Source organism: Paenibacillus ehimensis NBRC 15659 (assembly GCF_004000785.1).
GTDB lineage: Bacteria > Bacillota > Bacilli > Paenibacillales > NBRC-103111 > Paenibacillus_G > Paenibacillus_G ehimensis.
The window spans coordinates 21,609-40,810 of sequence record NZ_BILX01000061.1; the positions used below are offsets into that span (position 1 = coordinate 21,609).

Annotated in this window: 28 protein-coding genes and 6 tRNA genes; 4 read left to right on the plus strand and 30 right to left on the minus strand. The window is 51.8% G+C overall.

Annotated features, from left to right (window positions below):
- Nucleotides 1-140: 140 nt before the first annotated feature.
- The 18 genes from PEH01S_RS25790 to PEH01S_RS25875 all read right to left on the minus strand — a co-directional run bounded on the left by PEH01S_RS25790 (nt 141) and on the right by PEH01S_RS25875 (nt 13,247).
- Nucleotides 141-602 carry a GreA/GreB family elongation factor gene (locus PEH01S_RS25790; protein WP_127488883.1) on the minus strand — a complete coding sequence of 154 codons (462 nt, stop codon included), beginning with the start codon at nt 600-602 and terminating at the stop codon, nt 141-143.
- Nucleotides 603-1,563: 961 nt separating this feature from the next.
- Complete coding sequence (locus PEH01S_RS25795; RefSeq protein WP_127488885.1) at nt 1,564-2,031, minus strand: phBC6A51 family helix-turn-helix protein; 468 nt, start codon at nt 2,029-2,031, stop codon at nt 1,564-1,566.
- A 3-nt stretch (nt 2,032-2,034) separates the two neighbouring features.
- Nucleotides 2,035-2,607: a hypothetical protein gene (locus PEH01S_RS25800; RefSeq protein WP_127488887.1), complete on the minus strand. Its 573-nt coding sequence runs from the start codon at nt 2,605-2,607 to the stop codon at nt 2,035-2,037.
- Nucleotides 2,608-2,623: 16 nt separating this feature from the next.
- Complete coding sequence (locus PEH01S_RS25805; RefSeq protein WP_127488890.1) at nt 2,624-2,968, minus strand: DUF2577 family protein; 345 nt, start codon at nt 2,966-2,968, stop codon at nt 2,624-2,626.
- Entirely contained in the window at nt 2,969-5,095 is a 2,127-nt protein-coding gene (locus PEH01S_RS25810) for a phage tail tape measure protein (RefSeq protein WP_127488892.1), read from the minus strand. It abuts the gene before it with no gap.
- Nucleotides 5,088-5,390, minus strand: a complete 303-nt coding sequence (locus PEH01S_RS25815) for a hypothetical protein (RefSeq protein WP_127488895.1) — start codon at nt 5,388-5,390, stop codon at nt 5,088-5,090. The genes PEH01S_RS25810 and PEH01S_RS25815 overlap by 8 nt, the downstream gene beginning before the upstream one ends.
- Before the next feature lie 51 nt (nt 5,391-5,441).
- On the minus strand, nt 5,442-5,714 hold the full coding sequence (locus PEH01S_RS25820; RefSeq protein ID WP_127488897.1) for a hypothetical protein: 273 nt from the start codon (nt 5,712-5,714) through the stop codon (nt 5,442-5,444).
- Entirely contained in the window at nt 5,711-6,373 is a 663-nt protein-coding gene (locus PEH01S_RS25825) for a hypothetical protein (protein ID WP_127488899.1), read from the minus strand. Before PEH01S_RS25825 ends, PEH01S_RS25820 begins: the two co-directional genes overlap by 4 nt.
- Nucleotides 6,374-6,388: 15 nt before the next feature.
- Entirely contained in the window at nt 6,389-6,871 is a 483-nt protein-coding gene (locus PEH01S_RS25830; protein WP_127488901.1) for a hypothetical protein, read from the minus strand.
- A gap of 29 nt (nt 6,872-6,900) precedes the next feature.
- Nucleotides 6,901-7,197 (minus strand): hypothetical protein, encoded by a 297-nt coding sequence (locus PEH01S_RS25835; RefSeq protein ID WP_127488903.1) that lies wholly within the window; start codon nt 7,195-7,197, stop codon nt 6,901-6,903.
- 12 nt (nt 7,198-7,209) lie between these two features.
- On the minus strand, nt 7,210-8,094 hold the full coding sequence (locus PEH01S_RS25840) for a hypothetical protein (protein ID WP_127488905.1): 885 nt from the start codon (nt 8,092-8,094) through the stop codon (nt 7,210-7,212).
- Nucleotides 8,095-8,114: 20 nt separating this feature from the next.
- Nucleotides 8,115-8,477 (minus strand): cold-shock protein, encoded by a 363-nt coding sequence (locus PEH01S_RS25845; protein ID WP_246063067.1) that lies wholly within the window; start codon nt 8,475-8,477, stop codon nt 8,115-8,117.
- The gene (locus PEH01S_RS25850; protein WP_127488907.1) at nt 8,474-8,662 is read right to left on the minus strand and encodes a hypothetical protein; all 189 of its coding nucleotides are present in this window, start codon (nt 8,660-8,662) and stop codon (nt 8,474-8,476) included. The genes PEH01S_RS25845 and PEH01S_RS25850 overlap by 4 nt, the downstream gene beginning before the upstream one ends.
- Nucleotides 8,640-9,038 (minus strand): hypothetical protein, encoded by a 399-nt coding sequence (locus PEH01S_RS25855; protein ID WP_127488909.1) that lies wholly within the window; start codon nt 9,036-9,038, stop codon nt 8,640-8,642. Before PEH01S_RS25855 ends, PEH01S_RS25850 begins: the two co-directional genes overlap by 23 nt.
- A gap of 246 nt (nt 9,039-9,284) precedes the next feature.
- Nucleotides 9,285-9,533, minus strand: coding sequence for a helix-turn-helix domain-containing protein (locus PEH01S_RS25860; RefSeq protein WP_127488911.1), 249 nt, complete (start codon nt 9,531-9,533; stop codon nt 9,285-9,287).
- 92 nt (nt 9,534-9,625) lie between these two features.
- Complete coding sequence (locus tag PEH01S_RS25865; RefSeq protein ID WP_127488913.1) at nt 9,626-10,453, minus strand: hypothetical protein; 828 nt, start codon at nt 10,451-10,453, stop codon at nt 9,626-9,628.
- A 19-nt stretch (nt 10,454-10,472) separates the two neighbouring features.
- On the minus strand, nt 10,473-11,675 hold the full coding sequence (locus PEH01S_RS25870; protein WP_127488915.1) for a hypothetical protein: 1,203 nt from the start codon (nt 11,673-11,675) through the stop codon (nt 10,473-10,475).
- 1,104 nt (nt 11,676-12,779) lie between these two features.
- Nucleotides 12,780-13,247, minus strand: coding sequence for a hypothetical protein (locus tag PEH01S_RS25875; RefSeq protein WP_127488917.1), 468 nt, complete (start codon nt 13,245-13,247; stop codon nt 12,780-12,782).
- Between the two features lie 163 nt (nt 13,248-13,410).
- Here PEH01S_RS25875 and PEH01S_RS25880 point away from each other — a divergent pair, with 163 nt between their 5' ends.
- Entirely contained in the window at nt 13,411-13,761 is a 351-nt protein-coding gene (locus tag PEH01S_RS25880; protein WP_127488919.1) for a helix-turn-helix domain-containing protein, read from the plus strand.
- Between the two features lie 462 nt (nt 13,762-14,223).
- Here PEH01S_RS25880 and PEH01S_RS25885 read toward each other — a convergent pair whose 3' ends face one another.
- The 4 genes from PEH01S_RS25885 to PEH01S_RS25900 form a co-directional block, all read right to left on the minus strand.
- The gene (locus tag PEH01S_RS25885; protein ID WP_127488921.1) at nt 14,224-14,463 is read right to left on the minus strand and encodes a hypothetical protein; all 240 of its coding nucleotides are present in this window, start codon (nt 14,461-14,463) and stop codon (nt 14,224-14,226) included.
- Nucleotides 14,464-14,714: 251 nt separating this feature from the next.
- Nucleotides 14,715-15,095, minus strand: coding sequence for a hypothetical protein (locus PEH01S_RS25890; RefSeq protein ID WP_127488923.1), 381 nt, complete (start codon nt 15,093-15,095; stop codon nt 14,715-14,717).
- Nucleotides 15,089-15,280, minus strand: a complete 192-nt coding sequence (locus PEH01S_RS25895; RefSeq protein WP_127488925.1) for a hypothetical protein — start codon at nt 15,278-15,280, stop codon at nt 15,089-15,091. The genes PEH01S_RS25890 and PEH01S_RS25895 overlap by 7 nt, the downstream gene beginning before the upstream one ends.
- Before the next feature lie 129 nt (nt 15,281-15,409).
- Nucleotides 15,410-15,640, minus strand: a complete 231-nt coding sequence (locus PEH01S_RS25900; protein WP_127488927.1) for a hypothetical protein — start codon at nt 15,638-15,640, stop codon at nt 15,410-15,412.
- Between the two features lie 167 nt (nt 15,641-15,807).
- Here PEH01S_RS25900 and PEH01S_RS25905 point away from each other — a divergent pair, with 167 nt between their 5' ends.
- Nucleotides 15,808-16,056, plus strand: coding sequence for a helix-turn-helix domain-containing protein (locus PEH01S_RS25905; RefSeq protein WP_127488929.1), 249 nt, complete (start codon nt 15,808-15,810; stop codon nt 16,054-16,056).
- A gap of 57 nt (nt 16,057-16,113) precedes the next feature.
- Here PEH01S_RS25905 and PEH01S_RS25910 read toward each other — a convergent pair whose 3' ends face one another.
- Nucleotides 16,114-16,314 (minus strand): hypothetical protein, encoded by a 201-nt coding sequence (locus PEH01S_RS25910; RefSeq protein WP_127488932.1) that lies wholly within the window; start codon nt 16,312-16,314, stop codon nt 16,114-16,116.
- A 216-nt stretch (nt 16,315-16,530) separates the two neighbouring features.
- On the opposite strand from PEH01S_RS25910, the gene PEH01S_RS25915 reads away from it, so the two are divergent.
- Both PEH01S_RS25915 and PEH01S_RS34790 read left to right on the plus strand, forming a co-directional pair.
- Nucleotides 16,531-17,055, plus strand: coding sequence for a DUF2321 domain-containing protein (locus tag PEH01S_RS25915; RefSeq protein ID WP_127488934.1), 525 nt, complete (start codon nt 16,531-16,533; stop codon nt 17,053-17,055).
- Nucleotides 17,056-17,096: 41 nt separating this feature from the next.
- Complete coding sequence (locus PEH01S_RS34790) at nt 17,097-17,267, plus strand: hypothetical protein (protein ID WP_164828045.1); 171 nt, start codon at nt 17,097-17,099, stop codon at nt 17,265-17,267.
- A 139-nt stretch (nt 17,268-17,406) separates the two neighbouring features.
- Here the strand turns inward: PEH01S_RS34790 and PEH01S_RS25920 are convergent, their stop codons facing one another.
- The 7 genes from PEH01S_RS25920 to PEH01S_RS25950 all read right to left on the minus strand — a co-directional run bounded on the left by PEH01S_RS25920 (nt 17,407) and on the right by PEH01S_RS25950 (nt 19,181).
- On the minus strand, nt 17,407-18,459 hold the full coding sequence (locus tag PEH01S_RS25920; RefSeq protein ID WP_127488936.1) for a tyrosine-type recombinase/integrase: 1,053 nt from the start codon (nt 18,457-18,459) through the stop codon (nt 17,407-17,409).
- Between the two features lie 167 nt (nt 18,460-18,626).
- Nucleotides 18,627-18,700: transfer RNA gene (locus PEH01S_RS25925), tRNA-Arg, on the minus strand.
- Nucleotides 18,701-18,707: 7 nt separating this feature from the next.
- Nucleotides 18,708-18,781, minus strand: a tRNA-Gly gene (locus PEH01S_RS25930).
- Nucleotides 18,782-18,795: 14 nt separating this feature from the next.
- Nucleotides 18,796-18,872, minus strand: a tRNA-Pro gene (locus PEH01S_RS25935).
- 7 nt (nt 18,873-18,879) lie between these two features.
- Nucleotides 18,880-18,959 (minus strand) — tRNA-Leu (locus tag PEH01S_RS25940).
- A gap of 10 nt (nt 18,960-18,969) precedes the next feature.
- A tRNA-Gly gene (locus PEH01S_RS25945) sits at nt 18,970-19,044 on the minus strand.
- A gap of 62 nt (nt 19,045-19,106) precedes the next feature.
- Nucleotides 19,107-19,181, minus strand: a tRNA-Gly gene (locus PEH01S_RS25950).
- Between the last annotated feature and the right edge of the window lie 21 nt (nt 19,182-19,202).

Genomic DNA, 19,202 nt, shown 5'->3' on the forward strand with positions numbered 1-19,202 from the left:
AACTGCTATAGCCGGGTCCAAAATGTAACCGGAACGCTAAATTTTGTAGACAATTTGTATAGCAAAGACTTGATAAAAAAGAACAGCCCCTTAGATCGAAAAGAGCTGTTCTTCTACACCGTGATGCTATTTCAAGGGCTCTAGCCTGTTTTTGTAAATTCTCCGGAGTAAGCGTACTTCACTTCTTCAATCGATACGTCAAAGCTGCCAGCAGGAATTTCAATGGTTTGTACCTCGCCAGACGCAGCTAAGAGGAGTTGGCGCCCCATAGGGGACAAGAAAGAAACATAATTTTTCTCAGGCGCGGTCAAGGTTGGGAATACAATCGTAAACGCTTCTTCCGAGCCGTCATCCTTATACTTCACTTTGACACTGCTTCCGATCAGCACTTTGGAATATAAGGAATGCATGAACTGCACTTCATCTTGCGCCAATATACGTTCCAACACTGCCGTATATTGTTCGATGAACTTTTCGAGACTCGCTCGTTCCTTTCCTTGCTGCGGGCAAAAGTCGTCAAGAAACGCACTGCTCTGCTCGTCAAAATAGAGCAATTGATTAATTAACTGGGTACGGGCGCCACGTCCGAAACTAGGGTTCATAGTAGATATCCCCCCCTATATACGTTCTTATCCTTCGTGAGCTCAGCCTTTGCACTGCCATAGGACTCATATGCATGCCTCCTTAATAAAATAAGCCCCTCGAAAGGAGCTTTAATCCATTGTATCAGAAGTCTTCCATAATTGCCACGATATTAACACGCTGCAAAAGGGCAGGCCAACGTCTATAGCGCAAATCCCAGCAAGAATACATAAGAAAAAAGGCCTGTTTCCAGACCTTGTTCGTTTCAAATATGACGTCCCAGGAGGGATTCGAACCCCCGACCGACGGCTTAGAAGTTTGCGGCAGTATCCGTAATTGCCCGTAACCCTTGCGTATCCTGATACGGTCATTCAGACGGCGACCAACGTTCTCATGTACTCTTGCGGTTACTATTATATTAGCGCATATTTTAATAGGAAGCAACCCTCAAGAATAAAACTGACTTGCGAACTATATGGTGGCTTGTTGAAGGGTATTTAGAGGGGGCCTTGGGGGGATCATTCTTCATGAATAAATATTCAAAAGCATCCTGCAACGGCCTATTAGAACGTGTGTCATGCTATACTTCGCCAACCCGCGTCGTTACGCCATTCCCTGCGCTCGGCCGATTTCGATCGTTTATTCATTCGTATACAGACGCCGGGAACCCGCGTCGTTACGCCATTTCGTCTTAATCGTAACTCGTACGTTATGCAGCGAATATACGCGCAGCCGGCCGCCAACCCCGAGAATTTAGCGTGCCCTTCCGCCCGGAGCCGCCAGCCCGTAAATGAGCGTTATTCACAACGCCACACAGCGGTACATAGCGTTCTTTCCGTCCGGATATGTCCACGTAGGGAAGACGTTTATTCACGGAATAAAGCCGCGCCCTGCCTACCGTTTGCCGCCGACGGCAATTCCGTTCGCATTTCGGACAAAAAAGGGACGCCCGCAAAACGAGCGCCCACGAATTCACTATCGCTAACCTGCTTCGTTACCGTTAATCATCGCGTCAAGCTCCGCGATATCCTTACGTACCTCCTCATCTGTTTTCCGGCGGCTTTCGATACGTTCGCGGCGGTCGTCGATTACCTCTACGTTCGTTAAAAGGCCCCAACGCCGCATATAGAGGTCCAGCGCCTTAACCGACGGCAGCCCGTTATTGCCGCCGCGGATCGCTTTCATGATAGCGACGTTAACCTCCGACCGCATCGACTCTAATTGTTTATCGGTCAAATAGTTCACGTATTCAATAAACTGCTCTTGCGCTTTCCATTCATATAGCGTCGAGCGAGCTATGCCGACTTCCTCCGCGATTTCCTGCATCGTTTTCTTGCGGCCGTCCTCGCTAAGCAATTCCGCCCAATCGTTTTGGACGATAAGCTGCGCGGCTCTCCGTTGTTGTGGCGTTAGTTGCTCCTCTAGCGTTCTCCTTCGTACTGTCGCCATTCGTTATACCTCCTGTTTGATCGCTTCATAGTGCGCTAAGGCCTCGTCGTATGCCGCTTGGAACGCAGCCGGGTCGTTTTTCAACCGCTCAACCTCTGCGCGTGTAAGTGACGCCTCGCTCTCGTAGCCATCCCACATGTCGTGCTGAACGTCATGCCGCGCCAACTCAAGCGCAAAATGGAATCGCCTCAAAAGGCCCGGAATATGTGCGTTTTCTTCCTCGCCGGCGTCAATAATGGCGTTAACGTCATCCATGACGCGAATGATCGCGTACACACCGCCGCCGACAAGGCTGCACCATAGTCCGGTCGACCTGCACAGTAACTCCGCGTCCCTCCGGTAGTGCTCAAATTTGGACGTATCGACTCGGTGTAGCGTCCCGCCCGCCAGCAGCGACGCATACTTTATTGCGATGGGAATAAAGCTCCGCACCCGCTCGGCTAATACGATCGATAGCGGGACCGGGACAAAATTCGGCGGCGCTTCCGGCGGTTTCCCTTGCTCGATGCGGAGCTCGCGTAATCTCTCCTTTAAATCTGTAATATCAGCACGTATCATCTCTAATGTATCGGCCATTTATATTCCCTCCGCTCTATAACGTAATCGCCCGGTCTAGAACGACGTATGCCTGACCGTTATTCATTGACGCCACTATGACGCGGTCTCCAACTTCAAGCGGTGACTTGACGTGCATTTCCGTCCAGACGTTGCCGCCGTCGCTTGATACCGTTACCTTACGTGTTGTCAGGTGTTCTGCCACAACGAGGTCGGACGCGTCAAGGTCAAATTTCATACCGTTTATGCGTAAGCTAAGGGCCGGAGGTGCGGCCGTTACCGTTGCGATTTCAAAACGGTCAAAATCGTTGTGGCCGAGCTGCTTAATAATCTGCGCAAGCTTCGCAGGTGGCCCTCCCTCTAGCGGTTCTTTGTTTAGCATTTAACGTAACGCCTCCAATTCCCGCACCATTAGGCGCATCATTTCCTGAACGTCAGCGGCTGCGTTACCCGTACCGTTGTAGTTGAAAGTCACGTTCACCGTATTGGGTTGGGTGGACGACCGGCCGCTGCGGTACTCGTTCGCCTCGGTCCGTGTCTGCACGCGCTCATCTTTGTGAAGGCGCGCAACGTAACCGTCGTATGGAACACGGTCGAGGCCGCCGCTATGTCCCGGCACATTCGTTAAGGCGTCCGCATCAAGGCCGCCGATCTGGACGTTACCGAACGGCTTAAACGGGTCGATACCGGCCGGTTTTTCAGCGCCGCCGCTCATTAAAGGCCCCGCGCTCTGGCCGCCTGTGACCCGGTTCATGATACTATTCGGGTCCTTAACGATCTTCTCGTAATTCTTACGCTCAACTTTAATAGACGCGCCCTGTGAAGCGATTACGCCCGCGCCGGCCCCCGCAACTACGCCGTAGATGCCGAACCGCGATCCGGCCGCCCCGCCCGCAATGGCCGCGTAAAGTGGGTGGTCTGCGAGCGCATTTTGCAAACCCTCGATAACGCCGTTCGCCAGCGCCTTACCCAACGATAGCGCGGTAGATACAAGCGGCTGACTGGCGGCTTCAACGCCGGCCGCTAACGTGCTGACTAGCGTTTCCGTCACGCTTTTTATCTGCGCGCCGCCTTCGCCTTTTAGCCATCCGCTGAAGCTCGATAGGATATCGTCAATTACGAATCTTATTTTTCCCTCGGCCGTCAGGTTTTGAAACGCCGGATTATTTATGAAACGATCTTTAACGTACTCCTTCGCTTTACTGACCATGCGTTCGACAGCAGCCGTAATCTTTGGTGTGTACTTCTCTACGAAACCTACGGCAGCAAGTGCGATTTTCTTGATAATCGGCAACACCGGCGTTAAAGCACTGATTTGCAAAGTTTCGACTGCGCCTTTAAACTGCTCGACCGCTCCGGCTGCATTATCCATTTTCTTCTTCGCAACCTCAAGTGCCGTGACTTCCGACATTTCCTTTCGGAACTTCTTCACACCGTCCGCTCCCGCTTTATAGAGGGTACTGGCCGCCTTTACGCCGTCTGTTCCGAAGATATCGAGAAACGTCGCCGTTCGCTGCTGCTCTGACATATTCTTGAAGGTTTCTTGCAACACTTCGGAGATGCCAGCCAAGTCCTTGATCTTTCCATTTTTGAAGAACTTATTCGCCTTACCTACGCCAATGCCGAGCTTATTAAATAATTCCGTTGCCTTCTCCGTCTGCGGCTGTAGGTACATTAACATCGATTTGAAACTTGTACCAGCGTCCGACCCGTTCTTCAAGCCATCATTTGACATTAGGCCAATCGCAGTGTTTACGTCACGAAACGAAAGGCCGATCATGTCCGCGACCCCACCAACAGATGCCAGCGCGAACCCTAAGCCCCGCACGTCCGTAGCAGCCGTATTCGCTGTTCCTGCGAGAATGTTCGACGCATCACTCGCAGAAAGTCCGTCCTTTTTGAACGCGTTTAACGACGTAGCCATAGTTTCCGCTGCCTCCGCGAGGTCAAGCCCGCCCGCTGTCGCCAAGTTTAACGCCGCCTCAAGTCCGCCCGCCTTAACGGTGGCCGGTTCGATGCCCGCTTTCAGCAACTCTTCGATACCCTGCGCAGCTTGAAGCGCTGAATATTTCGTCTTGGCGCCCATTTCGAGCGCGAGCGCGTTCATCAGCTTCATTTCCTCGGCCGACGCGCCGGTTAGCGCCTGGATCGACGATAACTGCGCCTCGTAATCCATCGCACGTTTGAGGCCACCGAACGCCAGCCCGCCCGCTGCTACGCCGGCCGCCGCCACACCGAGCGCGGAGAATGCAGCCGCTGTTTTGCCGATCCTGCCGACCCAAGTACCCGCGCTACTCGACATCTTGGACAGACGCTGATTGACGTCTTCCACTTGCTTTGACGATTGACCGGCTGAGCGCGCTAACTTGCCTTGACTATCGCTAAGCTTCGTTGTCGCATCCGAATACATGCGCGTGGCCCGTTCGGTGCTCTTCACCTGACGCTCAACCTTTCGCATGGGCGCGGTCAACATGTCAATGAGTGAAATCTTGGCTTTTAGTTCAAACATCAGCCGTCACCTCGGTCATGATCCGCTCCCACTCGCGGCCATTAGTAAAAAGCCGCCGGTCTACGTCTGGGTCGTCAATGCCGGGCAGGTCCGCGAGTACGGCCGACATAAGAACGGCCGCCCTCCGTAAACGTGCGTCGTCGGACGTTGCCAGTTCGGCTATGGCCGCCCGGTTGCGTTCCGTCCGACGTTTAAAGTCTTCCGGATTGTATTCGCCAGCACGGGCGGCTTCGGCCAGTTCGACGGTTAACGCCATAAAGGCGCGGGCAATACGGTCAATTCTCTGTTTGTCCATTTGCGTCCCCCTTACGAAATGAAAAAAAGAGGCCACGCGGGCCCCTTCGTCTTAAATCATTCTGCGCGGGAACCCACGGTAGGGTCCGCTCGCCTCGATCTTTATCTGCGTAAACGGAGGGACCCATTCGTCGAATATCTCTCCGGGCAGAAGTACCATGTCGTTAAAGAAGTAGTAGTCGGCCCCGCCCGGCGAGGTCCCTAACGAAAACTTCATCTCGCCGCTACCATCATTTGAAATACAAATCTGACTCCCAGGCTCTGAGAACTTTATCGTCTGGCTCCCTGTTCCACTAAAACCTCCGTAAGAGATGATATCCCTCATTGGTCTGACTCCTCTGTAATCTCCTTACCATGCTCGCAGCTTCCGCGCCAAATAGTCCCCTGCCTTACTGCTCTGTCTACTTCATTCGGGGAAATTCCGTAAATCTGCGGTCCGGACCGATCCGTAAACGAGACCTCCGCAAAGTAAGGGCTGTCGGTTTGGCTAAATAGGCTTGGGTTTGTCTGACGCACGGCCTCGTAATAATAAGCGGCCGCCTGCTTGCGGAAATGGTGATAACCGATTAGCGTTTGCAGATACGCGTACTTGGCGTCAGCGATAGCCTTCAGTTTGTCAGCGTGGTTTTCTTCGAAAAATTGGACCGCTTCTTCCCGGCCGGTAACGACCGCCTGGCGGGCGAGTTCGCTAAGTTTCGACTGGCCGAGTTCAAAAGCCCGCCTCTTACGGTGCTCGGCCCCGCTAAGCTCAAGCGTCAGTTCGGCGACTCTCTTTCGCAGGTCTGTTTCTCGTCGCGTATTGGCCGGCGTAGGATTCTCGATCGCGGCGTCAGTAGCGGCGTCCAATTCCGCTTTAGCCCGCGCAAGTTCCGTCTGGATCTCGTTCGTACGTGCTTCAACACGCTCGGCGCTCTCGGTAACGCCACTTAGCGCTTCCTTATACGCCGCAATTGCTGCGGCCACTTTTTCGGGCAAATTTGTCATAAATAGCGTAGTCTCCTATCGGATTATTTTCGTGGGATTAAGTAGGACGCCGGCCCATAAGCGTAGCCGCCCGCTAATTGACCGCGCTTGCTCTAACGCGTCAACTGCGTCATCGAGCGCAGCGATTTCGTGCGGCGTCGCATCCTCATCCCGTTTAAAGGCGGCCAACTCGCACAAGTCAAACCGCCTCATCACTCGGCGGGTCGTCTGGCACAATGACGGGTAAAGCGCGGCCGTTACGTCCAATAATTCGTAGCCGATCGCGTCCGCAACCGTTTCGTCAAGCAGGACATGCAATTGAATAACGCCCTCCTGCCGGGCCGCTTCACGTAACGCTCTCTGAAGCGCGACATGGCCGCAATAGTTACCGTCAAGGCGGCGTTCCCCGTGCGAGAGGTACACGCCGCGGGCTCTAACGGCCTCATGGTCAGCGAGAAGCCACGAAAAAGCCGCCCGCTGCTCATCCGCCGCACTTGCTACGTACAGGGAATAACGCACTTATCAAAACCTCCCCTTCATTCCCGGATTCATTCGTAGCGGCTTCCCAACACGTCACGACGACGGAAGGACGCGAGGAGCCGCGCCTTATGAACGCAATAGGCCGCCGCGTCCTCCTTTCGCTTGCTGCCGTAGGCCCGCAGGTAAAGGCGGGCCAGCGCGTCAAGGTCAACGGGTTCTTTCGCGATATCGATACGTACGGTCTGGCCGCTGCCGTCGACGTACGACCAACTCGTAACGCCTAAGTCCATGCCGGCCGCAGCCGCAACAACCGCGTCGTCCTTTTCGATAATCGTGTTACCTCTATCGTCTTGGTTCACTCTCATACGGAGGACCCCCTATTCCCGGTCAAAGGGTGACGGTGGAATGATATACGGGTTGGTTTTGCCGACCGTACGCGCCGAGCCCGGTCCGCTGGGGCTGACGTACGGACTGGCCGGACGGTCCTGCATCGTCAGTACGTACTCAACCGCGGATTCCGTTTCCGTTTTCTGACCGGGCGCGACGTTGGCCGCCTCGGGGTTCTCCTCGAAATAACGGTCCGGATCGTTAAGCAGCGCGGCCACTTTCGGGCCCATCGCTTCCTTGGCGTGCTCAACAACTATAAGGCCGCAGAGACCTTTCGATAACATTGCGTCGGCCACGCCTAATAGTCTCTGAGCTTCGCGCGCCTCCTCCGTCAATTGAGCGCTGCGTACCGTATCAAATGCCCGCGTCAACTCCACGCGATATTTTCCGGCTTCCGGACCGGCCGACGAGAGGATCGGCGCGACGAGTTCCGAAAACTCCGACCGTACACGCTCCGCAAAAGCTGGCTCGTCGATCTCCGTAATAAATTGGCGGAGTGCGTCCGCGCCTTTCTTCGCCTCCGAAAGCAGAATCTCGGTTTTCAGGTCCGCTAATCTGCGCTCGAACCGCTCAGCCTTAACGGGGTCAGCGGCCGGGACCGCGCCGTGGACGATGTCCTCCGCGAGCTTCTTCGCCTTGGCGGCGTTGTCGCGATACTGGCGGGTTTCGTTACGCATCATGTGCATTAATTCGCGCGTTTGGCGTTCTTCGAGTAGTTTTCGCATGGTTTCGTAGGCGTCGCCTCTGAAGGCGCGTTCGATTCGCGCTCTTTCGTCCTTAAACGGCTCGTGAAAAACGCGGTACTTGTATGTGATTCCGGATTCAACCTCGCGGGCTGCTTCGATGTGCTTTTTTAAGTCCGCTAGTTTACTCATTTAGATATCCCCTTTTTGGATTAATTTTGTAGTTCTTCGATATTCACAGCGGCCGGCTTGCCGTTCTTGCCGTTAATGATTTCGTACGATACGCGCTCGCCCCAGGTTAACCGGTCGATGCCGGACCGTCGCAGCTCGGAAATGTGAACGAAGATATCGGCCCCGCCGCTGTCTGGTTGAATGAAACCGAAGCCGCGCTCGCTATACCACCGCATGACCGTGCCGTACTTCCTTCCCGCGCTTCCCACGCTCGGCGCTTTCGGCTTTTTCCGTTCCGTACGTTCCATGCGCGGTGATACTCCAAGCGACGGCCCCAGCCATTCGATATCTTGGCCCGTTCCAGGCCCGCCTTCCCATGTCTTCGACTCCACAAATTCGTTCATTCCGTACCCCTCCGTTTTGGTTTCATCTCTTTTTTCGCAAGCATCGGCGCAATAAACCGAATCCGTGCGTCCGATACGTCACCGCCGAATGTGATAATAAACTCCTTGCCGATATTGGTATCAAGCATGTGCGCGAGCTTCTTATGGCCGTGGTCGATCGTTTCAATCCGGTTCACTTTGTACATAATCGCCTCCAAATTGAACAGCCGTCTTATCCGTTATCACATACGCGGTCGGCCACCTGCCCGCCTTAATCGCGTTATCCAACACGAAATAGACAACGCTGCGAATCTTTGCTTTTGTGACCCCGTGATTTTTCGTAGGAGAGTAGGCCCTACAAAACATAGTCCCAAGCCGCTCAATCAACGCCCAATATTTCGCCGGCTCCATTTTCGCGATATGCTCGGGCTTATTGGCGGTCGCGATGACAAAGTCGATTATCGTATCGAGGTACGCGTCGCTTTCTGGACTATCGATCAAATAAACATCGAACTTCAGCGGCCGCTTGCCTTCCGCATACTGGACGAAGGTAGAGCCGTCTTCGTAGTAAACCGTAACCATTCCGTATCGTTCCTTACGTTGGCCTAGCAGTCTTGCCGTGGATTTTTCCTGCGTGTTGCCCAGGGATTAACGGCCCCCGTCGCCGTTATCGTTTTTGTTTCGCGACCACGAGTCGCAGATACCGACAATCGTCTGGCGGATCGCGCCATAGCTTACAATGCGGGTCCGACTCGGTTACCAACGCCTCCATAAGCGCACACGTGGCGTCCGGCCGGAAAAATTCGCAATATGTCTTAGCTCGTTCTTTCAAGATGTCCCGCCGCCCCTTCCGCCTACCGAAAATTCGTCATAAAGCCGAAGGATTTCCGCTAATTTGACGGGCGTTAAATGAAGTTCCGAAACAAGGTGTCCGCGGATCGTCGGCGTCAAAGCCCGCTCGTTCTTCTCAATCCGGCAAAGGTGAGACTTGGAAACATGGAGCAAGGCCGCCATCTCCTCGAGCGTCAAACGGTAAACCTTTCGAATCTTGCGCAGCACGTCGCTGTCGATCATCATGTCAGAGCCCCCTTTCAAGCAACATTTGTTGCTGAATCCCTAAATAAAACAAAAAATCCGGCCAAACCCTGACCGGGCTGCCGAATCTTCTTCTAACTACAATATAAAATTATTCCACGAACTGACGACGCTTTTGTCCACTCCGTTCCAGTGCGGAGCCGCCCCTGCTCGTCGAAGATATGCGCAACGTCCGTTAAATTATACCGGACCACTTTTCCCGGCTTCTCTCGTTCCCTCTGTACGCTAAGACGATCGAAATACGCCACTTCCCGACTTGTCCGGCCGCGCCGCGTTCTCTTCCGGTAGTCCCTTCCGTCGGTCGCGACCCCATGAGCAGCCCCAAGCGGAGCCTCCCACGCTGTACTCCGGACTGCGGCGTATGTCTGCCGATAGTGATCGTACTCCTTAACGGGCAGATACGTTCCGTTTGCCTTCAGCCGCGCAGCCGCCGACTTCTGATTATGCCGGCATTTTTCGCTGCAAAACTTGGACGGGCGCTTTGATCTCGGTAGGTAGACGGTATGGCAGCCCCACGCGGAGCATACCCGGCGTTTATCGCCCGCCGGCAGAACAGGCCGTTTGCCGACCGTCTCTTCGAGGTACACCCGTTCCAGCGCTTCCCACTCGCGGCGGGTTCTCGCGGCAATCGCCTCCCGGTTACTGGCGCGCTCTATATTCTCACGGACGTAATCGATCCGGTCGGCCATCGTTTCGACCGCCTTCCAAAAACGGCTAAGTTCGACGCGCTTCGCCTTACCTTCGGGACAGTCGCGACGGTCGGCGGTAACAAGATCGCGGCGGCCAATCTGCGCCATATGCGACTCGATCGCGGCAGCGTATTCGTCCATAAGCTCGTGGATACTGTAGAAATCGGCTTTAACCGTCCTATTTGCGAGGGATTCGAGAGCCGCAAGCGTCACCAGGCACGCACCTCCTCCGTTATATTTCATAATTGGCCCATGCGCGAAGTAGCGAGCGCATCCGGCTCGACGGCAGATACAGTTTTATTGGCTGCCCGTTTCGGATACGTGACCGCCAAATCCACTGCAATAGATCGGAGACAGCCAGCGCTTCCTCGTCGACTTGAATACCGTTTTCTTGGAAGAACGTCTTCTCCTGCGGATTCATGTACCGATTGTAAATGTAAGCGAGAGCCCACCTGTCTGCATATTCGTTTGTAGCCCGTGCATTTACCGCAAGAAAACTATCTGCAAATCCTTTCCCCTTAAGTTGGTGGCGATAGTCCTTCAACGTTGTCCAAATAATTTCCCCCGCCGAAGCTTCACAATGGCTTCGTAAGTATGTATAAAGGTTGCGCTTAAGTTCGCCTATGACATCGCCGTTCGCCCGGTCAAGCCAACCCGAGCTTAGCACATTCTTACGGCGCCCAATGTCGTTGAGCTTTCCGTCATATACTTCGATAAGTGCGTACAATTCCTCTCGGTTTTCGGCACGAACATCATAATCGCACAACTCGTAATAGTCCCTCGTCTTTCGCACCGATCGATACTCGTACGCAATGCCGTGAAGATCGAAGTAGTATCGTTGAAGTTGTCCGTTAAATAGATACGTCATTGAATAGACCTCTTCAAACACCGCGAAAACTCTCGGCGGAAAAGTCCATACTAGAAAGTTATCACGGTAAATGAACAGGTTGCCCGCCTTCGCTAGTCGCTTGATATCAGAGAATCGCGCGTCATTGTATTCGTCAAATAACCATATAACGCGGTTTTCCTCGATTTTGATATACTGCGACATCAAGAGCGATCGAATATCTTGCGGCCCGATATTAACGCGCTCCACGACGTCCATTGCCTCGTCCAGAATCAACGTATACCCCGCGTCGGTAAGCAGTTCGACCAACTCGTCGTCAGCATCGCGAAACAGGCTATGAGTCGCACAAATATCCGCGCCCTGAACGATTAACTGTTTGAGATCGTACATTTTCCGCCCCTTTACATTATCGTTGTCAGGTGAAATAAATTGCCGTTTCATTACGGCGGACCTTACGCGTTCAATTTCGTCGAGAAACGGAGTAATGAAGATGAATTTTCGGTCAGTTGGCGCTTCATTCATGTGCGCGATTGCCCACGACGTTTTACCACTACCCATCACAGAGTCTATCACCGTCACCTTAACCATTATCCGGTCCCCTCCCGTTTTCGTTCGCTACGACAACGCCACTCCGTTAAAAACGTATACTTTCGCTTTAAGGAAAAACGCCGGAAAGCCGCGCCACTACTGGGTATTTTTTCGATTTCTGCACGCTTGGGGTGCAAAAATTCGTTTCGACGCGATTGCTCTTTATCGCGGTGACTGCAAGCGAAGCGCAGCAGATACTACGTTTGTTCCCGTTGAGTGTTAACACTCTGCGCGAACCTATAAGAGCCTGCCGCGTCACTTCGTTCCTTGCCCCACCCGTCCTAAAACCGCGGACGGATGGAATGACTATTACTTTGACGCCAAGCTCTTACTGTTTAAGACCGGCGTTAAATGTATAGTTGTTCTAGGACGGCCGCGGTTTTGGGCCGGACTAGGGCGGGAAGGGACCCGCCATAATCCAGTATGTTCGCGCGGATGTGGACATCCAACGGGAACAAGCGTTAGTACCATTCCTACGGGCCTGTTCCGCCTGCCTGGTTTAGCCTCACGCCCACGTTCGAGCGCGACAGCCGGACGATCGCCGCCGCGGTTAAAACGCCGGGCCCGTACATTGACGCCATCCAACGCTCGATGGACGCGCTGGCTGCGGACCTGGGCGCGATCCGCCGTAAATTCCGGAAGACGAACGTACGCGGCCTTTTTCGTCGAGCCATCCGTTAAACATGCGTTGGAATAGGTCGGGCCGGCGTCGCCATATCGTTATCGCTTTTTGGGCGGTATCGTGTGACGTACGTGAGCGAGTGGCGACTATATTGCGCGGCCTTAACCCTTCGGCAGATTTCTGCCTAGGGGTTTTCCTTCGCTTGCCTCGACCTCCTTCGGCTCCCCTTATGCCTGCCTCGCGCACTTTCCGCTCAGCCTCCGCAAATATCCCTTCGCCATCGGCCCGTAGTATTTCCGCAGCTACACGCTGGCCGACCGTCAGGTTATCACCCTCCGTTTTGTCCGTAAAAATTCGGGCGATAATGTCGGCTTCCGTAAGGCCTTCGTGGTAGTTGACGTTCCCGGACTAAGGCGGGAAGGACCCGCCACAATCCGGCACGACGCCGTTACAGGATCGCCAGCGTAACCAGTGCTTACGGATTAGCAATGGTTAAAATAATAGTAACCTTCGCCTAAGTCGTACATATCCGAGGCATTCCCCGTAATAGTTAAGAAGAATGAAATCCCGTAGTAATCTAGTGCCCGCCTCGAAAATTCGAATTCCCCGACCGTGGCGGAAATGATAGACCGAATTGACTCGTCGTCCTCCTTTTCGATTAGGTCCGCAAAAAGTCGCTCACTTACGCCTGTAGCAAGAGACAGAAAGCGTTGGTCCAGGGAACAGCCAAACTTCCCCGTCAACTTGTGCTCCGTAACAATTTTTACCACATTACGAAGGAATTCCGATTCGTGCAAAATGCTGAACTCCGTCCTGCTGTCTTCGAAATCTTCCTCTGTAACTTCCCCGCCGTCCGCCGCCACCCATTTGCGGTACTGTTCGAACTTTCTGCGGTCAAGTTCCGCCTCCCACATTTGTTCCTTCAATTGCTTACCGTCAACTTTGTTCATTTTTATCGCTCCTTTGGTTTGGGTTTTTGATCTATGTAAAGCGGACGAATCCGCGACCGTGTTTTCATAATAACGTGTATCCGTAATTTCGTCAACCCTTATTTGCGTAAATTCGCTAATTGTGTATAATGAGGTTAATAAAACCTTCATGGAGGCTGACCTAATGAAATCACAGTACTTCACAAAAATTGGCGAGGAAGCAGTCAAGAGCAAATGGACGGCCGAGGACGAAGAAGAATATCAGAATGAGCCGCTTGTCGTTGAGCTTTACATCAACCAAGCCCTAAAGAGACGTGGACTAAACCAAAAACAACTTGCAGAGATGACCGGCATCCGCCCAGCCGCAATCAGTCAACTATGCCGGGGTTTTGTCGATCGCCTTAACCTCGATCACATTGGCCGGATAGGTACCGCGCTGAGAGTCGAAAGTATCGAAGAGATTGTAAGGCTCGTAAAAGTAAGTGAAGCCGACGCTACAACGATGAAGCCGAGAGGGCACCGTGACGAAGATTAAGTCGCGGTATTTTTTTGAAATTCACGAAACCACAAACGTATGTTCCCGTATTACTGAACATAAAGACGGACACGGTGCCTAAAACGCGGAGTCCATCCCGCCCGTATCCGTCGGACTTGTATCGAATAACGCGGCCGTTAACGTTGGCGCCGGGACATTGCGGCTGCAACCGCGAATATCCTTTCATTATGGCCGCAGATGTAAGCGTAGGAATGAGCGCCCGAGCCCGCCAAAGCCCGGACGCCTAAAGCCACCGGTGATCGCCAAATCAGCCGGCGTTGTGACGAACGTGCCAGCGTCCGCCGCTTCCCGCCTATATCGCCAAATATCTGCGGAACAAAAATGCCATACTACGCGGTAAGTCGCCAACCTTCCGCGGGCCCGACGTTGCCAGCCGCCGGGCGAACCGTCGCTAACCGGTCCCGTCTCCTCCATAACGGAATCATCGACGTATATGGGTGTTCATACAGCGAGCGCCGCGACCAACGCTTCGAGTTCGGTTTCGGCCGCTTGCAACCGGGCATAATCGCGAAGCTTGATCGGAATCTCGAAATGGCCGCGCTTGGGATCGTATTCTAATTCGCCCTTCGCGTCTCTAGTGAACCGAGTGACGATTACACATTCTTCTTCCACGTCGACGATTAAGGCCAGGTCATCGAGGAGTAAGATCGCATCCATACCGTCAACTTTAATTTTGCGCATACTGGTTAACACCTCCCTTCAGTCGTTGTTGCTAAAATGGGTAGGCTTGTCAGTTTTTGCACCAAAAACCGAACGTGTGTTCGTATTCTGTTCCTATTGTAACCCGGACTGTTTCCGAAAGCAACCAAATTTTGAAAGGATTATGTAAGGGGGAGCTTGCGCTTTTTCCCTCGTAGCGGAGACCCGCGACAAAGGCGCTCGTCGGCGCCGTTGTTTCGTCCGCTTCCGCTGCGGACTCGTCAGGCGGAGGATTATCGCAAATTGCGACCGAACTCGTCATACGGCGGGTCAGCCGGGGCGTCGTCGTCCTCTTCGTTCAAAAGGAGATACGCGTCGGCATCCTCGTCGAAGTACTCCGTAAGCAGTTCGAAGGCCGACATTCGGCTCAGTCGTTCATAGAGTTCGGTAATAAGTGTCTCGGCCGACGCTTCTCGGTTCGTTCGGACATGAGCGATAACCGTAGCCTGGCCGTCCTGAGCGTGCAGGCCGTTTGTGAACGGTACGACCGGTACAATCATCGCAATGCCGCCGTGTTCAAACGCAGCGTTCCGGCCATCCGGTAAGAGAAAGCCGGCGTAAAACGGCTCCTGCGAACGCATGTGGTTCATGCGAATAGTTATCGGCGTTAACATAATAAGCCGCCCTCCTTCGTGGCTTGAATTCGCCGGTACATTGCGTCGCGATATTGGTACAGCCGCGTCAAACGGGTAGCTGGCGGTTGCCGATCCGTACGACCACGTATGTAATCGAAGCGGCGCGCGCCGTGCTCGTTCGACTTTCGCGTGTAATAGCTGATGCGGGTTATTAACGGTTTCATGACGGCCCCTCCCCTACCCGATAAGTTGGCGGACCGTCTCCGCGATCAATAGGCCGAGTAGCTTCGCGATCGTCCGAGCGGATACCCGGCGGCGGCGCGGCTCAGGAGCGTAAAAACGAGCTCCGTACGTCATATGGCGACAGCTCCTTCCGTTAGAACGAAGCCGAACGCGTCAGCAGCAGCCCGGTCGATTTGGGCGGCGCCGAGGACAGCGCGCGGGTGAACGCCAGTAGCGCGGATAAAGGCGGCCGGTTGGATTACCGCGTTTTGGCGTGAATGGCCGACGAGGGTAACGAGGAAATTTTGCGTGAACGGGTGGCGAACATAGCGGATTTGGTACGATTGTAAGTGCGTATCCATGAATGAAGCCTCCTTAAATCATTTTCTAGTATTCGGTTATAACGATATTACGTTATTTATATTCATAACTATATAACGATATTTAGGTATTGTCAATTCCTATTTTGCGTTATTTCCGAATTTATTTTAAAATAGTATTAACAGTTTCGTAGAGGCGGGGTATTGGTATGAGAAGCCGAGTACATATCGTGACAAAAATTGATAAGATACTCGAACAACGTGGAATGACGCAAGGAAAGCTTGCGGAACTAACAAAATTACGCCCGAGTACGATTAGTGAAATAATTCGCGGCACCAGAAGTGTAATTAATAAGGAGCATCTAGCGAAAATTGCGGAAGTACTCGATATAACCGAGATTAATGAACTCATCGAAATTCAATACGAAACAAAAAAAGACGGCGGCCGATCGGAATAAGGGAATGTATCCCTTAGCCGAAAAGCTACCGTCTTTTTAATCATCAGATTTCAAAGCCTATTTGTCTTTGGTAAATATTTGTGGATATACAACAGTATGAGCGTACATCTCTTTAATTTCCTCAAATGTCTGCTCTTTGGTTCTTCCACCGTAACCTATATTTGCTATACTAACAAATATTTTAGCCAGTGTTTTTCGCACTTCATTTTCCGGCATTTCTTTAATGATCTTAACTATTTCATCCGTGCTTCTTGACAAAACCCACACACCCCCTCAAACTAGAAATATTCGCCATTTAGGGAGGAATTTCCTGCTTTTATGTCGAAATATTAACAAGAAGTGATTCGAATGAACTATGGATTGATGCACTTTGCAAAGGAAGGACTCGGGGTTATCTCCTTCTATTTAATTGAATATTTTTGCCGACTAAATGAGAGGTACGAACTTTCCCGTTCGTAGTTTGGAGGAGAAAAGATGGATAGGGGCTATTGGGATAATTATTGGCTTGGAAGTGGACATTTAACTCCATCAAACGAGTATGACATTGCTGAAATTTGTTTAAATGGACATGTTTCAAATGATTCAACTAAGGTCAATCCGTCTGAGTGCAAACCTTTTTGTGATGAATGCGGAGAAAAAACAATCACAAAATGCCAGAACTGCAGTAACGATATTAGAGGATACAAAATAAACACTAATTATAACTATAGCTATAAAGCGCCTGCATATTGTATTAATTGTGGTCTTCCTTTTCCTTGGATTGCGAAAAAATTAGAAGCCGCGCTTGAACTAGCTGACTTAACAGACGATTTTGACGATAAAGACAAAGAAATACTCTCAAAAAATTTAAATGACTTAGTACGGGATACGCCTAGAACTCAAGTTGCGGCAATACAATTTAAAAAATTAGTTTATAGGTTAGAACCTCACTTTATCGAGGGATTTAAAAGTATTCTGTATAATGTTTTAAGTGATCCGGTTAACAAAATGATTTGGTAAGCTAATTTAGAGGAGGGGCTATACTTTGAGGAGGAACGCCAGTGGACGAAATTAAAGAAATGCTCCAAGCGATAATACAACGCCAGGACGCCATTCACGATAAACTTGACGCTCTTAGCGCGCGACTAGAAAAATGCAATGCGACGTTTACTGAGTCGTTTAAACAAGCGATCGATACCACGACTGAAATTTCGCGGAAAATTAGCGTGTAATCAGCGCCTTTTGATACCGTGTAATAGGGACGGTCGTCCGCGCGGCCAGAACGCCTAAAAGCACGTGAAAATGACGGTAAAAACAACAACGCCACCCGAACGGTTAATTCCGCTTGAGTGGCGTTTTCGTATGGTGGCGTTATCGCCGTTTTATGATTTTGCTCATCCCCAGGCGTGATAACGGCGTATATTGTGCATGCTGAATGCGCACACTTTCATCATCCATCTGAATGTATTTCCGCGTTGTCGCGATATCTGCATGACCAACGATTCGTTGTAGCGTGAATATGTCTCCGCCGTTCAAAAGGTACATCTTACAAAAATAGTGCCTAAAAGTGTGTGGACTTACACGTACTTGATCCTCAATGCCAGCTTTCGCACCATACTGTTGCAGACGTTTCCGGAAATGATCGGCTTTTAGCGGTTCTCCATAATTGCTGACAAATATATGGTGTGTATCAAAATATGCTTTGTTTTCATTCACAAGGTCAAAAACGTGACGCATTACTTCAGAAGATATCGGTACAATACGCGGCTTCCGATTCTTATTCATAGCAGCCGGCAGGTGGACGCAGCGGCCCTTGACATCAATATGTTCGGTCGTCAGACGTAGTGCTTCGTTAATTCGAAGTCCTGTATCCGCCAGTAACATCATTAGAACTTTGTCGCGGTAACCAGCGTAAGAACGGGTGTCAGGCATGGAAAGAAGCAGGCGCAGTTGTTCGTCTGTAAACGCGCCTATCTCATCATCATCTTTTTTGGGCGGTTTTAGATTCAGAATCGGATTTATATCGATCATTTGCTCCTTAGCCCAAAAATTAAACATTGTCTTCAATGTCCTTAAACGGATCGCTACCGTCGTAGGCGATAATGTTTCGCCCTCTAGTCTTCTATTGTCCACCCCGTCATACTTTGTCCGACCGTTGGACATATAAATTAGATACTCGCGCAATACCGTCTGGGTTATTTCTCCCAAAGTGATGTTATCGTATGATTCCGATAGCCAATCACGGAAGTAACGCCAATGCGACTGGTAATCCGCTAATGTTCTTTCCCGCATCCCCTCCGCTTTCTTAACGCTGAAAAACAATTCAAACGCTGTATCGAGCGGATAATGAGACTTTGACTTCATAGGCGCCCGGTTATTTCCACGTATGACCGGTTTACCCGCGCGCGGATCATGTGCTCCCATACGAAAAAACCTCCTGCGATTTAATCCGCAAGAGGTTTCATTTTACGTCAACGGCGTCCGGTCGACTGGGTTCGACGTTCTCCTGACGCAAAGTAAAGAGACCGTTGCCCTATCGTAATCCTGACCGTTCATTCAACGCCCGACATACGGGCAATTACGTGCTATGACGTCCCAGGAGGGATTCGAACCCCCGACCGACGGCTTAGAAGGCCGTTGCTCTATCCAGCTGAGCTACTGGAACTTACACATGGAGCGGGTGATGGGAATCGAACCCACGCTACCAGCTTGGAAGGCTGGAGTTCTACCATTGAACTACACCCGCACTAAAACGTTATATGGTCGGGACGACACGATTTGAACATGCGACCCCCTGGTCCCAAACCAGGTGCTCTACCAAGCTGAGCTACGTCCCGATGTAAATGCCGGTAGAGGGACTCGAACCCCCACGGTTTCCCTCACGATTTTGAGTCGCGCGCGTCTGCCAATTCCGCCATACCGGCTTATCATAAATGGAGCGGAAGACGGGATTCGAACCCGCGACCCTCGCCTTGGCAAGGCGATGCTCTACCCCTGAGCCACTTCCGCAAGCTATTTCTAGATTAAAACGAAAAAGAACAATTGTCAATCCGCATAAGCAAAAGTTGCGATGGAGCGGAAGACGGGATTCGAACCCGCGACCCTCGCCTTGGCAAGGCGATGCTCTACCCCTGAGCCACTTCCGCTCAATTTATTTTGTAAGAAGA

What these genes read in the sequence shown, in the direction of transcription:
- PEH01S_RS25790 (WP_127488883.1), bottom strand. Translation starts at nt 602, where the DNA reads ATGAACCCTAGTTTCGGACGTGGCGCCCGTACCCAGTTAATTAATCAA.
- PEH01S_RS25795 (WP_127488885.1), bottom strand. Translation starts at nt 2,031, where the DNA reads ATGGCGACAGTACGAAGGAGAACGCTAGAGGAGCAACTAACGCCACAA.
- PEH01S_RS25800 (WP_127488887.1), bottom strand. Translation starts at nt 2,607, where the DNA reads ATGGCCGATACATTAGAGATGATACGTGCTGATATTACAGATTTAAAG.
- PEH01S_RS25805 (WP_127488890.1), bottom strand. Translation starts at nt 2,968, where the DNA reads ATGCTAAACAAAGAACCGCTAGAGGGAGGGCCACCTGCGAAGCTTGCG.
- PEH01S_RS25810 (WP_127488892.1), bottom strand. Translation starts at nt 5,095, where the DNA reads ATGTTTGAACTAAAAGCCAAGATTTCACTCATTGACATGTTGACCGCG.
- PEH01S_RS25815 (WP_127488895.1), bottom strand. Translation starts at nt 5,390, where the DNA reads ATGGACAAACAGAGAATTGACCGTATTGCCCGCGCCTTTATGGCGTTA.
- PEH01S_RS25820 (WP_127488897.1), bottom strand. Translation starts at nt 5,714, where the DNA reads ATGAGGGATATCATCTCTTACGGAGGTTTTAGTGGAACAGGGAGCCAG.
- PEH01S_RS25825 (WP_127488899.1), bottom strand. Translation starts at nt 6,373, where the DNA reads ATGACAAATTTGCCCGAAAAAGTGGCCGCAGCAATTGCGGCGTATAAG.
- PEH01S_RS25835 (WP_127488903.1), bottom strand. Translation starts at nt 7,197, where the DNA reads ATGAGAGTGAACCAAGACGATAGAGGTAACACGATTATCGAAAAGGAC.
- PEH01S_RS25840 (WP_127488905.1), bottom strand. Translation starts at nt 8,094, where the DNA reads ATGAGTAAACTAGCGGACTTAAAAAAGCACATCGAAGCAGCCCGCGAG.
- PEH01S_RS25845 (WP_246063067.1), bottom strand. Translation starts at nt 8,477, where the DNA reads ATGAACGAATTTGTGGAGTCGAAGACATGGGAAGGCGGGCCTGGAACG.
- PEH01S_RS25850 (WP_127488907.1), bottom strand. Translation starts at nt 8,662, where the DNA reads ATGTACAAAGTGAACCGGATTGAAACGATCGACCACGGCCATAAGAAG.
- PEH01S_RS25855 (WP_127488909.1), bottom strand. Translation starts at nt 9,038, where the DNA reads ATGGTTACGGTTTACTACGAAGACGGCTCTACCTTCGTCCAGTATGCG.
- PEH01S_RS25860 (WP_127488911.1), bottom strand. Translation starts at nt 9,533, where the DNA reads ATGATGATCGACAGCGACGTGCTGCGCAAGATTCGAAAGGTTTACCGT.
- PEH01S_RS25870 (WP_127488915.1), bottom strand. Translation starts at nt 11,675, where the DNA reads ATGGTTAAGGTGACGGTGATAGACTCTGTGATGGGTAGTGGTAAAACG.
- PEH01S_RS25875 (WP_127488917.1), bottom strand. Translation starts at nt 13,247, where the DNA reads ATGAACAAAGTTGACGGTAAGCAATTGAAGGAACAAATGTGGGAGGCG.
- PEH01S_RS25880 (WP_127488919.1), top strand. Translation starts at nt 13,411, where the DNA reads ATGAAATCACAGTACTTCACAAAAATTGGCGAGGAAGCAGTCAAGAGC.
- PEH01S_RS25885 (WP_127488921.1), bottom strand. Translation starts at nt 14,463, where the DNA reads ATGCGCAAAATTAAAGTTGACGGTATGGATGCGATCTTACTCCTCGAT.
- PEH01S_RS25890 (WP_127488923.1), bottom strand. Translation starts at nt 15,095, where the DNA reads ATGTTAACGCCGATAACTATTCGCATGAACCACATGCGTTCGCAGGAG.
- PEH01S_RS25895 (WP_127488925.1), bottom strand. Translation starts at nt 15,280, where the DNA reads ATGAAACCGTTAATAACCCGCATCAGCTATTACACGCGAAAGTCGAAC.
- PEH01S_RS25900 (WP_127488927.1), bottom strand. Translation starts at nt 15,640, where the DNA reads ATGGATACGCACTTACAATCGTACCAAATCCGCTATGTTCGCCACCCG.
- PEH01S_RS25905 (WP_127488929.1), top strand. Translation starts at nt 15,808, where the DNA reads ATGAGAAGCCGAGTACATATCGTGACAAAAATTGATAAGATACTCGAA.
- PEH01S_RS25915 (WP_127488934.1), top strand. Translation starts at nt 16,531, where the DNA reads ATGGATAGGGGCTATTGGGATAATTATTGGCTTGGAAGTGGACATTTA.
- PEH01S_RS25920 (WP_127488936.1), bottom strand. Translation starts at nt 18,459, where the DNA reads ATGGGAGCACATGATCCGCGCGCGGGTAAACCGGTCATACGTGGAAAT.